The 13,753-nt window shown below is 61.6% G+C and carries 13 protein-coding genes and 1 tRNA gene; 13 read left to right on the top strand and 1 reads right to left on the bottom strand.

Annotated elements, in window-relative coordinates:
• The 12 genes from A2J01_RS12035 to A2J01_RS11980 all read left to right on the top strand — a co-directional run.
• Positions 1-614: NADH-quinone oxidoreductase subunit J (locus tag A2J01_RS12035; protein WP_064112783.1), on the top strand; the 614-nt coding region annotated here is incomplete at its 5' end.
• Complete coding sequence (gene nuoK, locus A2J01_RS12030; RefSeq protein ID WP_064112782.1) at positions 611-910, top strand: NADH-quinone oxidoreductase subunit NuoK; 300 nt, start codon at positions 611-613, stop codon at positions 908-910. The genes A2J01_RS12035 and nuoK, both read left to right, overlap by 4 nt.
• A gap of 1 nt (position 911) precedes the next feature.
• Positions 912-2,804, top strand: a complete 1,893-nt coding sequence (nuoL, locus tag A2J01_RS12025; RefSeq protein WP_007735142.1) for an NADH-quinone oxidoreductase subunit L — start codon at positions 912-914, stop codon at positions 2,802-2,804.
• On the top strand, positions 2,798-4,402 hold the full coding sequence (locus A2J01_RS12020; protein WP_064112781.1) for an NADH-quinone oxidoreductase subunit M: 1,605 nt from the start codon (positions 2,798-2,800) through the stop codon (positions 4,400-4,402). The genes nuoL and A2J01_RS12020 overlap by 7 nt, the downstream gene beginning before the upstream one ends.
• Positions 4,399-5,994 carry an NADH-quinone oxidoreductase subunit NuoN gene (gene nuoN, locus A2J01_RS12015; RefSeq protein WP_064112780.1) on the top strand — a complete coding sequence of 532 codons (1,596 nt, stop codon included), beginning with the start codon at positions 4,399-4,401 and terminating at the stop codon, positions 5,992-5,994. Before A2J01_RS12020 ends, nuoN begins: the two co-directional genes overlap by 4 nt.
• A gap of 4 nt (positions 5,995-5,998) precedes the next feature.
• Complete coding sequence (locus tag A2J01_RS12010; RefSeq protein WP_007735138.1) at positions 5,999-6,682, top strand: lysoplasmalogenase; 684 nt, start codon at positions 5,999-6,001, stop codon at positions 6,680-6,682.
• A 30-nt stretch (positions 6,683-6,712) separates the two neighbouring features.
• Positions 6,713-7,297, top strand: a complete 585-nt coding sequence (locus tag A2J01_RS12005; protein WP_064112779.1) for an RNA polymerase sigma factor — start codon at positions 6,713-6,715, stop codon at positions 7,295-7,297.
• Positions 7,294-8,010 carry a hypothetical protein gene (locus tag A2J01_RS12000; protein WP_064112778.1) on the top strand — a complete coding sequence of 239 codons (717 nt, stop codon included), beginning with the start codon at positions 7,294-7,296 and terminating at the stop codon, positions 8,008-8,010. Before A2J01_RS12005 ends, A2J01_RS12000 begins: the two co-directional genes overlap by 4 nt.
• 20 nt (positions 8,011-8,030) lie before the next feature.
• Positions 8,031-8,657: a class I SAM-dependent methyltransferase gene (locus tag A2J01_RS11995; RefSeq protein ID WP_003942244.1), complete on the top strand. Its 627-nt coding sequence runs from the start codon at positions 8,031-8,033 to the stop codon at positions 8,655-8,657.
• Positions 8,658-8,761: 104 nt separating this feature from the next.
• Positions 8,762-8,832 (top strand) — tRNA-Cys (locus A2J01_RS11990).
• Between the two features lie 120 nt (positions 8,833-8,952).
• Positions 8,953-9,744, top strand: a complete 792-nt coding sequence (locus A2J01_RS11985; protein WP_064112777.1) for an ABC transporter ATP-binding protein — start codon at positions 8,953-8,955, stop codon at positions 9,742-9,744.
• Positions 9,741-11,366: a hypothetical protein gene (locus A2J01_RS11980; RefSeq protein WP_064112784.1), complete on the top strand. Its 1,626-nt coding sequence runs from the start codon at positions 9,741-9,743 to the stop codon at positions 11,364-11,366. The genes A2J01_RS11985 and A2J01_RS11980 overlap by 4 nt, the downstream gene beginning before the upstream one ends.
• An 87-nt stretch (positions 11,367-11,453) precedes the next feature.
• On the opposite strand, the gene A2J01_RS11975 is transcribed toward A2J01_RS11980, so the two are convergent.
• Complete coding sequence (locus A2J01_RS11975; RefSeq protein WP_064112776.1) at positions 11,454-11,864, bottom strand: hypothetical protein; 411 nt, start codon at positions 11,862-11,864, stop codon at positions 11,454-11,456.
• A 521-nt stretch (positions 11,865-12,385) separates the two neighbouring features.
• On the opposite strand from A2J01_RS11975, the gene A2J01_RS11970 reads away from it, so the two are divergent.
• Positions 12,386-13,753 (top strand): MFS transporter (locus tag A2J01_RS11970; protein ID WP_064112775.1); only part of this gene is annotated, 1,368 nt, incomplete at its 3' end.

Here is a 13,753-nt window from a genome sequence, read left to right as displayed (position 1 = left end):
TCTTCTACATCGTGCAGGGCGCACTGTTCCTGGGTGTCGTCCAGGTCGTCGTCTATACCGGCGCAGTGATGATGTTGTTCCTGTTCGTCCTGATGCTGGTCGGCGTGGATTCTTCGGACTCCTTGGTCGAAACGCTACGGGGACAACGCGTCAGCGCGATCGTGATCGGCGTCGGATTCGGGCTACTCCTTATCGGCGGCCTCGGAAATGCGTCGATCTCGGGGTTCACCGGATTCACCGGACTCGACCAGGGCAACATCGACGCTCTCGCCGATCTCATCTTCATCCGCTACGTATGGGCCTTCGAACTGACCGGCGCACTGCTGATCACGGCGACACTTGGCGCAATGATGCTCGCGCATCGGGAGAAGATCGGATCCACGCTCAGCCAACGCGAACTCTCGCAGCAACGATTCGCGTACCTGGGCAGCGATGAGAGCAATCCCGACAAGGGCTCGGCCACTCCCCTCCCCAGTCCCGGCGTGTACGCACGTCACAACGCAGTGGACATGCCGGCACTGTTGCCCGACGGAACGTTCTCGACGCTCTCCGTCAGCAGCGCACTCACTCCGCGTTCCCCGGATCCGAGTACCGGTGAGGAGGCTGCGCGATGAATCCCGAGAATTACCTGTATCTGTCGGTCCTGTTGTTCACCATCGGGGCTGCGGGAGTCCTCCTGCGACGCAACGCCATCGTGGTGTTCATGTGTATCGAATTGATGCTTAACGCCGCGAACCTGGCATTCGTGACCTTCGCGCGCATGCACGGCAATCTGGACGGCCAGATCTTCGCCTTCTTCACGATGGTGGTAGCTGCGGCCGAAGTAGTCGTCGGCTTGGCAATCATCATGATCATCTCCCGATCTCGGCGTTCTGTATCCGTCGACGACGCAGACCTGCTGAAGTACTGACATGTCAGGAGGAATCACGTCCGCCATCTGGTTGCTCCCCGCCCTGCCCCTGTGCGGCGCCGCTGTCCTGTTGCTGGCGGGTCGTCGCACGAACACGTGGGGCCACCTGTTCGCCTGCGTCATGGCACTCGCGTCGTTTGTCGTCGCAGTGGTGTCTTTCATCGCCATGCTCGGCCGCGACACCGCCGACCGCACCGTCACCGAGCACCTGTTCAGTTGGGTCCCGGTCGACAGTCTTCAGGTCGAGTTCGGACTGCAGCTTGATCAACTGTCGATGTGTTTCGTCCTGCTCATCACCGGTGTAGGTTCGCTGATCCACATCTACTCGGTCGGCTACATGGCGCACGACCCCGAGCGTCGGAAGTTCTTCGCCTACCTCAATCTCTTCCTCGCTGCGATGCTGCTCCTCGTGCTCGCCGACAACTTCCTCGGGCTCTACGTCGGCTGGGAAGGCGTCGGTTTGGCGTCGTACCTCCTGATCGGCTTCTGGCAGCACAAGCCGTCGGCGGCGACCGCTGCCAAGAAGGCTTTTGTCGTCAATCGGGTGGGCGACATCGGATTGATGATCGCGATGATGTTGATGTTCACCACGTTCGGCTCGCTCTCGTTCAGCAGCGTCTTCGCCGACGCGTCTGGTGCAAGCGAAGGTGTCCTGACGGCGATCGGCCTGATGCTCCTCCTCGCTGCATGCGCGAAGTCCGCGCAGGTGCCACTGCAGTCGTGGCTCGGCGACGCGATGGAGGGCCCCACCCCCGTCTCGGCTCTGATTCACGCGGCCACGATGGTCACGGCCGGCGTCTATCTGATCGTGCGCTCCAATCCGATCTTCGATCTCGCACCCGACGCTCAACTCGTGGTTGTCATCGTCGGTGCCGTGACGCTCCTGTTCGGTGCGATCATCGGCTGCGCGAAGGACGACATCAAGAAAGCGCTCGCCGCATCGACCATGAGTCAGATCGGATACATGGTCCTGGCGGCGGGCCTCGGACCAGCTGGATACGCCTTCGCAATCCTTCATCTGATCACCCACGGATTCTTCAAGGCAGGCCTGTTCCTCGGCGCGGGTTCGGTGATGCACGCGATGAACGACGAAACCGACATGCGGCGCTACGGCGGGCTCCGAGCGTTCATGCCACTGACTTTTGTCACGTTCGGGCTCGGATACCTTGCCATCATCGGTGTTCCGCCGTTTGCCGGGTTCTTCTCCAAGGACAAGATCATCGAGGTTGCGATCGGCGAGGGCGGCATCAAGGGTGTTGTGCTGGGCATCGTCACGCTGTTGGGTGCGGCGCTCACTGCCTTCTACATGAGCCGCGTGATGCTGATGACCTTCTTCGGGAAGGCCCGCTGGGAGAACCAGAAACCTCACGAATCTCCGGCGGTGATGACGTCTCCGATGATCATCCTGGCGGTGGGGTCCGTCGGCGCCGGGATGCTCCTGACCATCGGGTCCAGCTTGCAGAACTGGCTCGAACCGGTTGTCGGCTCACATCACGTCGAACCGCCGATACCCGCATGGTCGATCACCGCGCTGGCGCTGCTCGCGGTCGCCGCCGGCGTCGCGATTGCGTATCGCGAGTACGCCACCCGGGAGATTCCACTTGTGGCACCTACTCCGGTTTCACCGTTGACCGTTGCGGCTCGCCGCGATCTGTACGGTGACGCCTTCAACGAGACGGTGTTCATGAAGCCCGGACAACAACTCACCAAGTCGTTGGAAGTGTTCGACACCAAGGGAATAGGCGGCGTCGTGGGCAGCTTTGCGGTGGTCGTCACCGGGCTGTCCGCGCTCACGCGGAAGCTACAGACCGGGTTTGTTCGCTCGTACGCGCTGGTGATGTTTGTCGGAGCAACACTCGTGGTCGCGACAATGATGGCGGTGACACTGTGGTGATCGAAGCGGCGGTGAGCGACTCTGTGACCAATACCGGCTTCCCCGCGCTGACGGTGCTCTGGTTGCTTCCGCTCATCGGAGCGGGTGTTGTCCTCGCTCTGCCGGCACGGTCGTACCAATTTGCGAAGTATCTCGCATTGGCTGTGTCCGTGGCAGTCCTGGTGGGCGCCGCCGTTCTCGGAGTTGCGTTCGACCGCGGCGGCGAACAATTTCAATTTGTCGAAAGCCACAGCTGGATACCGGCTTTCGGCACCAGCTACACACTCGGACTCGACGGGATCGCACTCGTTCTGGTTCTTCTCACCGCAGTGCTGGTGCCATTACTACTGATCGCGGGCTGGAACGACGTCCCGGCAGACCCGGCATCACCCAAGAGAATGCCGCACACCTATTTCGCGCTGATCCTTGTTATCGAGTCCATGGTGATGATTTCGTTCAGCGCCTTGGACATTCTCTTGTTCTACATTTTCTTCGAGGCAATGCTGATACCGATGTATTTCCTCATCGGCGGGTTCGGCGGAGTGGGCAGATCTCGCGCAGCCGTGAAGTTTCTGCTCTACAACCTCCTCGGCGGCCTGGTCATGCTCGCTGCAGTCATCGGCCTGTATGTGGTCACCACGCGCGACGAGAGTCCCTTCGCCAGCGGCACTTTCGACTTCCGGGCGATCGCCTCAGCGGCAAACAGCGGTGAACTCGGTGTTGGACCCGGGGTGCTCAACGCCTTGTTCCTCGGATTTATGTTCGCGTTCGCGGTGAAAGCACCGCTCTGGCCGCTGCACAGTTGGTTGCCGGACTCCGCGGTGGAATCGACTCCGTCGACAGCAGTGTTGATGATGGCGGTCGTGGACAAGGTGGGCACGTTCGCGATGATTCGCTACTGCCTGCAACTGTTCCCGGAGTCGTCGTCGACCTTTGCACCGTGGATCATCACGCTCGCCGTTATCGGGATCGTCTACGGCGCAATACTGGCGATCGCGCAAACAGACGTCATGAGACTGATCGCCTACACGTCGATTTCGCACTTCGGCTTCATCATTCTCGGAATCTTCGCGATGACCAGCCAGAGCCAGGCGGGTTCCGCGCTGTACATGGTCAATCACGGAGTCTCCACTGCGGCTCTGTTCTTGATTGCGGGATTCCTCGTCTCGCAGCGAGGTACTCGATCGATCGCGGCGTACGGCGGCGTCCAGAAAGTTGCACCCGTACTTGCCGGCACATTCCTCGTTGCGGGGTTGGCAACGCTGTCGCTGCCGGGTCTCGCGCCGTTCGTCAGTGAGTTCCTGGTGCTGATCGGGACGTACTCGCGATACCACGTGGCCGCTATCGCGGCGACTGCCGCGCTTGTCCTGTCCGCGATCTACATACTCTGGCTCTACCAGCGCATGATGGGCGGACCTGTGAAGGAAGAGCAGGGAACGATCCGCGACCTCGCTCGACGCGAACTCGTGGGGGTCGCCCCTCTGATCGCACTCCTGTTGCTTCTCGGCATCTACCCCAAGCCTGCCTTGGACGTCATCACTCCTGCAGTGAGCCATACGGTCGTCGACGAGGCTCCGACCCCGCTCGTCGCCGACCACGAAGGAGGTGCCCACAAATGAGTTCCTTCAACGACGTGACCATCCTCGGCTCAGCCGGCACGGCGTCACCCAGTGTCGAATACAGCTTGCTCTCGCCAATGTTGATCGTGTTCGGTGTTGCGGTTGTGGGCGTACTCATCGAGGCATTTGCACCCCGGCGTTTTCGATACCCCGTGCAACTCGTCCTCGGTGTCGCAGGCTTGGCGGCCGCATTCGTGGCAGTGCTTCTGCTCGCCGGCACGCGGTCGACGGCGATGATGGGTTCTGTAGCGGTCGACGGTCCGACCCTTTTCCTGCAGGCCACGATCCTTCTCGTGTCGATCCCCGCAGTACTGCTGATCGCCGAGCGAGGCTCGGGCAACACCGCCGAGGTGATCGCGCAACACGACGCGCTCGGCGGTTTCACCCCTCAAGCGTCGAGCGTCCCCGGAAGTGTTGCGGAACAAGAAGCGGTCAAGGTCGGTATCGCCCAGACCGAGGTCTTTCCGCTCACCCTCTTCGCTGTCGGCGGCATGCTCCTCTTTCCCGCGTCCAACGATCTGCTGACGATGTTCGTTGCGCTCGAAGTGTTCTCACTGCCTCTGTATCTCCTGTGTGGTCTGGCACGCCGACGTCGCATGCTCTCCCAGGAAGCTGCGCTCAAGTACTTTCTGCTCGGGGCATTTTCGTCGGCGTTCTTCGTTTTCGGAATCGCATTGCTGTACGGCTATGCCGGGACGGTCACGCTCTCCGGTATCGCCGACGCAGCTCACAGCGGGTCGGGTACCGATGCCTTCCTGTGGCTCGGGACAGCACTCGTGGCCGTGGGATTACTGTTCAAAGTCGGTGCCGTGCCGTTCCATTCGTGGATTCCCGATGTCTATCAAGGGGCGCCGACGCCGATCACCAGTTTCATGGCTACTGCGACCAAGATCGCCGCATTCGGTGCCATCCTTCGTGTCTTCTATGTGGCTCTGCCCAACGAGTACGTGAACTGGCGTCCACTGATGTGGGCGGTCGCGGTTCTCACGATGGTTGTCGGATCGATCGTCGCTGTGACGCAAACCGATATGAAGCGGATGCTCGCGTATTCGGCCATCGCGCACACCGGATTCATTCTGACCGCTGTGGTTGCGGATTCGGATGCCGGCCTGGCCTCGGCGATGTTCTACCTTCTGGCCTACGGATTCAGCACCGTGGGCGCGTTCGCCGTCGTGAGTCTGGTTCGGGACGCAGACGGTGAGGTCGCGACGCTCTCGCGCTGGGCCGGATTGGGCCGGCGCTCACCGCTGGTCGGAGTTGTGTTTGCACTGTTCCTGTTGGCTTTCGCCGGGATCCCGTTGACCAGTGGGTTCATCGGAAAGTTCGCGGTGTTCAGCGCGGCAGCCGAGGGCGGGGCCGCACCTCTCGTGATCGTCGGCGTCCTGTGCAGCGCGATCGCCGCGTACTTCTACGTGCGAGTGATCGTGTTGATGTTCTTCACCGAATCGGCCGCAGACGCTCCGACCGTCGTGGTACCGAGTGCACTGACCAGCAGTGTGATCGGCCTCGGCGCCGGTGTCACGCTCATCCTCGGCATACTCCCCCAGCCGGCGCTCGACCTCGCCGAGCGTGCAGCGGACTTCCTACACTGAGCCGATGCGTGAATCTGACCTCGACCCCGGGCTGCCGAGCATCATCCGGGCCCCATGGTTCGTCGTGTTTTCAGCGGTAGCGATTGTCCATCTGATCCTCAATGCCGCTGATGCTGCGCCCTGGGACGGGATCACCAAGGTCATGCTCGCTCCGATTCTGGCTGCCTGGGTTGTCGCCCGACGCGGACCTCGAATTGTTGCTGCTGCGCTGATTGCCTGTGCTTTCGGAGATTTGTTCCTGATCTGGGAGACCACGTTTGTCATCGGGATGGCAGCCTTCGCGATCGGTCACCTCTGCTTCATCCGATTCTTTCTCTCACACGGCGCGCTTCGGGAGATACGAAGGCGGCCATGGTTTCTGTGCGCTTACACCGTCGCTGGGATCGCTCTTGTGTCGTACACCTGGACCGGTCTCGAACCTGAACTTCGAATTGCCGTCCCCGTGTACGCCGCAATCCTGGTGGGAACCGCATCAACCGCACTGACGTACAACTCGATCACCGGTATCGGCGGCGCGCTGTTCCTCACCTCTGACGCCCTCATCCTGCTCGGCCAGGCGAACAAGTGGCAGCCCGCCGCTGCGGGCATCTGGATCATGACGCTGTACATCCTCGCTCTGTTGCTTCTGACAGTGGGAGTTCTCGGCCGGAGTAACACGCCAAACCGTCCATTAGCTCAGAGGCTGTAAGGATCAGCAACCAGCCGGACATCTCTTCATATAACCCCGAAATCCGAGGAACGACCGCCGCCGAGCGGCGAAGAGCGGTTCACCGCCCTGTGGGACGCCTACGCCGGTCGGGTGTTCGCGTATACCTGTCGCCACGTTGATCATCACAGCGCGCAGGAGGTTGTCTCCGAGACGTTCCTCGTTGCCTGGCGACGCTTGGACGAAGTGCCCGAGCAGGCACTGCCATGGCTGTTGGTGGTGGCTCGAAACACCGTGAACAATAACCGTCGCAGCGTTCGGCGCCTTGACGCGCTCACCGAGAAGATGGGACGCATCGAGCAGATTGCGGCATCGACGCCGGGCGCCGACGTCACTGTCACCGAACGCACGGAACTGCTCGAAGCACTGGCAACACTCACCGTCACCGAACGTGAAGCCCTGTTCCTAACTGACTGGGACGGGTTGACCGCCACCGAAGCCGCGCGGGTCGCTGGGTGTTCGGTTCCGGCCATGCATGTTCGTCTCTTTCGCGCTCGGCGTCGATTGCGCGCCGGGTTGACTTCAGAATCCGTCACCGTAATCCCGATGAACACCGCCCGACCTTGCGCTGCCGCCGAACACGGGAGTACCCCATGAGCAAAGATCTGCTGACCACGCTCGAGAAGCTGCGGCCGAGCGATACGGTTTCCGCCGAACTCTGGCCCGAGAACGTCCAAGATGCCGTACGCACCCGAATCATGGCTACCGAAAACAACATTGGGGCAACCAAGGCTCCACGCCGTCGCGTCGGTGCCATCGTTCTCGTCGCGGCGATCTGCGCAGCAGTGGTGGTGGGCTGCGCCGCTGCCACGGGGATGATGCCGAAAGCGTTCACCGACATGTACTCGGGTTGGCAGACGATGCCGGGAACCAACGGCGGAATAGATCCGTCCACCGCCGAGCGGGTCGGGTCCATTCCCGGACCTGACGGAACCTTGTTCAGCGTCTTTGTCGCCCACGGCGCCAATGGCTGGAGGTGCGTCGCCCCGGTTTTCGAGGCGTCAGCCGACATCGACAAGGTTGGTCCGTCGAAATTCATCGGCCTCGGACACGGCTGCAGATCAATTGACTTGTACGGCGCAGATTCATTCGGGGGCGGCGCCGGGTACGAGGCCGGTCCGCACGCGGCGACCTACGACGCAGGGGCGGGAGGTGCTGTCCGAGCCGAACTTCACACCGCAGACGGCCAGATCTATCCGACAATTCTTGCCGAAGACCGCTTCTACGGATGGATTCCCCTGTCGCTCACGTCCCCTCGTCCAACCCTCGTCGGATATGCCGCAGACGGGACGGTCGTCGGCACCCGGTGAGCTGTCGGTACCCTCGAAAGATGACTGCACACGCCCCGAACGAGCGCATCCCCAGCCAGTGGGAAGAGATCACTGCAGCCGACTCGACGCATTCCACACGATATGTCGAGCGTTTCCGTTCAATGAGAGCGGACGGCAAGGACATTGTCGGGGAAGCACGTTTGATCGACGCGATGCTCGGACGCGGTGGCCGGGTTCTCGATGCAGGGTGCGGGCCTGGCCGACTCGGCGGTTATCTGCACGACGTCGGGCATGTGGTTGTCGGAGTCGATGTCGACCCGGTTCTCATCGCTGCCGCAGAAGAAGACCACCCCGGACCGACGTGGCTTGTCGGCGATCTCGCCGAACTCGATCTGCCGGCCCGCGGTGTCGAGGCAGATTTCGACGTCATCGTGTCGGCAGGCAACGTGGTGGCGTTTCTCGCGCCGTCCACCAGGCAAGCAGTATTGTCAGGATTTGCTCGTCATCTCGCTCCGAGCGGCCGAGTGGTCATCGGATTCGGTGCCGGCCGTGGCTACGAGTTCCCCGAGTTTCTCGCCGACGCGACCGCGAGTGGCCTCGAGGCTGATCTGCTGCTCTCCACGTGGGATCTTCGCCCGTTCAAGGAGGATTCCGAATTCCTGGTCGCGGTGTTCTCCCGCGCCTGACCCGGCACTTCCCCCGCAGTCCCTGCGATCCGTCACACGGCGATCAACTCACCCTGATCACAATGGTGGCGACTGTTGTTCACTACGAACATAATTGGATCAATGCGGGTGTGGCCGAGCGGCAAGGCAGCGGTCTGCAAAACCGTCCACGCAGGTTCGACTCCTGCCATCCGCTCCCCTTGCGAACCAGCGACTCATGTCGCAACCCCCACCTAGGAATGACATTCGGTGCACGCAGCCTGCATCGCTCCGCTCCGTCTCCGCGCACATGGCTCCGGACAGTTACCCTCGATCGATGCACCCTCTCCCCGAGACAGGACAGTTACCTCCCGGACCGATGGCTTTGCAAGTGGAACACCTCTGCATGGCGTTCGGTGCGAAAGTTGCTGTGAACGACCTTTCTCTTGCGGTGCCCTCAGGTTCGTTGTTCGGTCTGGTTGGCCCGAATGGTGCGGGAAAAACGACCACATTGTCGATGGCTGTCGGATTGCTTCGCCCGCACTACGGTCGCAGCCTGGTGTACGGCTACGACGTGTGGAACGACCCTGTGGCAGCGAAGAGTCTGCTCGGCGTTCTACCCGACGGTTTGGCGCTACCCGCGCAGTTCACCGGTCATGAACTACTCACCTATTTCGGGCGACTGCGCTGTATGCCAGAGGACGTCATCGCGTCACGACGCGACGAACTGTTGGCCGCGCTCGATCTCGCCGATGCAGGTGGAACGGTCATCGCCGATTATTCAGCGGGCATGACGAAGAAAATCGGGTTGGCCTCGGCCTTGTTGCACGGCCCTCGCTTACTGGTACTGGATGAGCCGTTCGAAGCTGTCGACCCCATTTCTTCGGCCGGAATTCGGAGCATTCTGCTCTCGTTCGTCCACTCAGGTGGCTCGGTCATTCTTTCCAGTCACGTGATGGCCCTTGTCGAACAACTGTGTACTCACATCGGAGTCATCGCAGACGGTCGCGTCGTGGCTTCAGGAACGGTCGACGAGGTGCGCGCAGGCAACACTCTCGACGAGGCATTCGTTCGCCTGGTCGGTATCCGCAGTCCCAGTCCCGACGGACTGTCATGGATGCGCGCATGACCACCACCAGCTTTTCACCGACACACTGGAACCCGTCGGTCTCTGTGTGGCGCACTGTTCTCCGCATGCGCATGACCCTCTACAAACGTCAGTTCACCGGTGGAAGAGCTGTCATCAAGGTCATTGCAGCGTTGTTCGGGGTTCTGGGGGCAGCGCTACTGTGCCTACGAGCTTCGGGAACAAACGGCGTTTCTCCCGATCTCGTCAGCGGCACAACCAGTCTCGCACTTTCGGCTATCGGCGTGACGTGGATCTTGATGCCGATCATGTCTGGTCTGTCAGATGACAATCTTCACCCCAGACATTTCCAACTACTCCCCCTGGAACCCGTCCGACTCGCCAGAGCACTGTTCTCGACGTCGCTGGTCGGTATGACCGTGCCGATTACCGCGTTGGCTGCCGCAGCGATTCCAATTTATGCCGCTACACACCACCCTGCCGCACTGCCATTGGCCATTATCGCTTGGCCCGCAACGGTCCTGCTCATTGTCGGCACCTCACGGGTCGCGATGCTGGCGATGCCGCAGCTCCTGCGGAGTCGTCGCAGCCGCGAACTGGGACTGTTGGCATTCGGCACGTTCTTCGGCGGACTGTATCTGCTGCAATTTCCGCTGCAGAGTCGCCTCGGCACGGTCGTGGACGGCGACGTCACGTGGCCGCTCACGATCGCGCATTCGATCCCGTTCGCGTGGGGAATCACCAGTGTCGACGCAGCAGCAGGAGGCGCCTGGCTCCTCGCCGCCGGAGCAGTCCTCGCCCTGGTGCTGGTCGATCTCGCACTGCTGTGGTCATGGCAACGCCTGGTCGTTCGCTACTTCAACGGGAAGGTCGCAGAATCAGCGGGCGCCACTTCCGTGCAATTGAAGAACCAGGGCCGCGACATTCGAACCGGTTGGCGCGCATCCCGACTGGGCACCGTCATCTCTCGCGAGCTTTCGCTCTGGCACGGAGACATGCGCCGACGAACACAACTGCTCTCCGTTGCCATCATGACCTTGGTCTCCGGCTTCGGACCGCTGATCTCGTCATCGATCCCCTTCTCCGCCGCATGGGGTGCCTGGTTCCTGATCTACCTGGCAATGGCAGCCGGATCGAATCTGTACGGATTCGACGGCGCATCGATCTGGCATCTGGTGATGATCCCCGAAGCCGCTGCCGCTGACGTCCGGGGCCGACAAATCGCGTGGGCGATCGTGATGACACCCTTCGTGGTCGTCGCAACAGCTGCTGTACGGATCTTCGGGGACCTCGGGACCGACCGACTGGCCGTGCCGCTCGCCGTCGGCATTTCGATGATGGGAGTCGGTGCAGGACTGGCAGTAGCGATCTCCGCCAAAGCCCCCTACCCGGTCCCGGAGATGAAGAAGACGTTCTCCCTCAACACCCGCGGATCCTTCAACGGCTCGTCCTTCGGACTGATCATCCTCGCCATCGTCATCTTCGCCGCGACAACGGCGCCCGGCGTGCTACTAGGGGCGCTGCTACCGAACCCGGTGAACTATTCCGCCATCCCTGTCGCTGTTGCGATTGGTGCACTTGGTGCTTGGATCGGGGGCCGCGTCGCGATCACCCGTATGCAACGCGAGCCGGATCGGATTCTGTTCGCGGTTACCACCGCATGATCGTTGCCCAGATAGTCCGAGAATTTCTGGGCGTCAGCGCAGTAGCCGCAACTTGCACCAAAAAACTCAGTCTGGGCAATCGGATTATCAGGGATCCAGGTAGCGCAGCTCAACGGGTTCGGTCCTCGCATATCGCCGCCGGGCTTTCGTGACATAGCTTCCGCTCGAGCCGAACCATTGCCCTGGAAACATCGCACCACCAAGATGTTTGGCATGCCCCCGGAGCACCACGGTTCCGTACGTGTCGCCGAACGTCCCGGCCGATGCGGGAACTGCGCGCACCCCGCCCCTTCGCTGGAGCGTGGGTGGATCGAGCGCTGCCTCAGGTTCGCACCGCAGCCCGCTCGGTGTGCAGAAATCCTGGTGATGGACCACTACACCGGAGCGATGGAATTCTGCCGGTGCCGACATCCGTTCCACGGGTCCTGATCGCGCCGGATCCTCGAGATCCGCTGTCGAGCCGAGTCCCTCGGCGCCCCGGCTCGACAGCGAAATCACACCTGAATCAGCTCAGCGAGCTCAGCAGCGGCTCGAGAAGCTTGTAGAGCTCGAAGATTCCGATGATCGTTGAAATAGAACCCATGATGATCCTCCGTGATTCGTGAACTTTCCGTGACGTCGCGTCACAGGCAGAAAGCTAACAAACCCGGCATTCAAACGGGGACCTTGAATGTGTCCGGCAGATGAACTCCCTGCTCGGAGAAGCATTTTGGTGACCAGCGTCATGCTCATCGAGAAATGAGCCCCATCGTCACATCACCTGACACCGACCGACGGTAGCAGCAAAAGTCTGCCCGTTGCGATCTGGCGATACATGGCACCATTTCCAACCCGTCCGACTCTTGCGTTGTGCGCTGAATCCGATTACATTTCTCCACAATAACGGTACGCGTAACGAAATAGCGGGACGGTCTACTTCACAGCCCGATTATCCAGTGCCACAACCCTTCCGGGATCTTGGAGGGGTGGCGTTTCGTCGCGTCCATAAGCTCCTCACTCCCCGATCGAAAGAGAGCACGATGACCACAGAGAGCGTCTCCGGCAATCAGCCGCGACCGGTAGCAACTATCGCAAGCCTGACCCTGCTGATCGCTGCCGTGGCCGCGCTCGAAAGCATCATCGTCCCCGCACTCCCCCTGATACAGAGAGACTTCGGAGTGACGGCCGACGTCGGAGCGCTCGCATCCGTCGCTCTGACGTTGAGCACTGTCCTCGTCACGCCGATGGCCGGGCGAATAGCCGACGTGTACGGCGCCCGCCCCACCTTGCTCGCGATCACGACAATCGTTGTCCTGGGCGGCAGCGTGTCCGCTCTCGCAACGATCTTCCCGCTGTTCGTCCTCGGCCAATTTCTCCAGGGATTCGGGCTCGGGTTGCTTCCCGTGAGCTTCGTGGTCCTACGACGCACTTTATCCTCGGACCGACTGAAGACGGCCACGGGTTTGCTCGGGGCTGTTGTAGTGGCCGGCGGCGCTCTGGGAGTCGTATTGTCCGGGCCCGTCGCGGAAAACGTCTCACGCACCGCGATGTATGCAGTTCCGACCGCGTTCGTTTTGCTCGGCGCAATTGCTTTTGCCGTGAGCACACCACGAGATCACATGTCGAACGTCGGCGGCCGACTCGATTGGCCGGGAGCGGGCGGATTGGCTCTTGGATTGTTGACGCTGACGGCGTGGCTGGCGAGCGCATCGAGCAACGGGTGGGGCGCACCGACGTCGATGCTGCTGCTTCTCGCTTCCGCTGCCGTGTTCGCGATCTGGGCCAGGTATCAGAGCCGGACAACCGAGCCGATGGTCGACCTGACGATGATGCGGCATCGTTCGATGTGGAGCGCCGTGGTCGTCGGCGTGGTTTTCGGGTTCACCTACGGCGCTGTTGTCTATCTACTTCCGCAACAACTCGCCGTGCCGGCAGAGAGCGGATTCGGCCGCGGTGCGTCGACCAGCGCCATCGGCTTCCTGCTGTGCGTCGGCTACGGCGCAGCGGTCATCGCGTCGGTGATCTCCGGAAAGCTCGCACAACGGGTCGGCACGAAAGCCATTGCGGTAGCGGGAGTTGCCTTCCTCGGCCTGAGCGGCGCCGTCGGCGTCTTTGCAACAACGATGTGGCAGATCGTTGTGGTGCTGATCCTTGCGGGTACCGGCGTTGCCGCCGCGTCGACGGCAGTGTTCGTCATCTCCGCCGACAGCGCACCGGCAGACCGCGTAGGTGTCACGACGGCAATAGTCACGATCGCCAGATCGCTGGGTTCTGCTGTGGGAACCCAAATTGCCGCCGGGATCATCGCGAGCGCGACTTCATCCGGCGGCCTTCCCCAGCACTCGGCATTCGCCACAGCTTTCGGAGTGGCGGCAATCGTTGCGATTGTCGGACTCGTTGTCGCGGTG

Origin of the sequence: Rhodococcus sp. EPR-134, assembly GCF_001647205.1 — a bacterium.
Classification (GTDB): Bacteria; Actinomycetota; Actinomycetes; order Mycobacteriales; family Mycobacteriaceae; genus Rhodococcus_F; species Rhodococcus_F qingshengii.
This window is presented reverse-complemented; position numbering and strand designations above follow the sequence as displayed.

Coding starts and splice junctions, on each gene's coding strand:
- A2J01_RS11985 (WP_064112777.1), top strand. CDS start 8,953: ATGCACCCTCTCCCCGAGACAGGACAGTTACCTCCCGGACCGATGGCT.
- nuoL (WP_007735142.1), top strand. CDS start 912: ATGTCAGGAGGAATCACGTCCGCCATCTGGTTGCTCCCCGCCCTGCCC.
- A2J01_RS11980 (WP_064112784.1), top strand. CDS start 9,741: ATGACCACCACCAGCTTTTCACCGACACACTGGAACCCGTCGGTCTCT.
- nuoK (WP_064112782.1), top strand. CDS start 611: ATGAATCCCGAGAATTACCTGTATCTGTCGGTCCTGTTGTTCACCATC.
- A2J01_RS11995 (WP_003942244.1), top strand. CDS start 8,031: ATGACTGCACACGCCCCGAACGAGCGCATCCCCAGCCAGTGGGAAGAG.
- A2J01_RS12000 (WP_064112778.1), top strand. CDS start 7,294: ATGAGCAAAGATCTGCTGACCACGCTCGAGAAGCTGCGGCCGAGCGAT.
- A2J01_RS12010 (WP_007735138.1), top strand. CDS start 5,999: ATGCGTGAATCTGACCTCGACCCCGGGCTGCCGAGCATCATCCGGGCC.
- nuoN (WP_064112780.1), top strand. CDS start 4,399: ATGAGTTCCTTCAACGACGTGACCATCCTCGGCTCAGCCGGCACGGCG.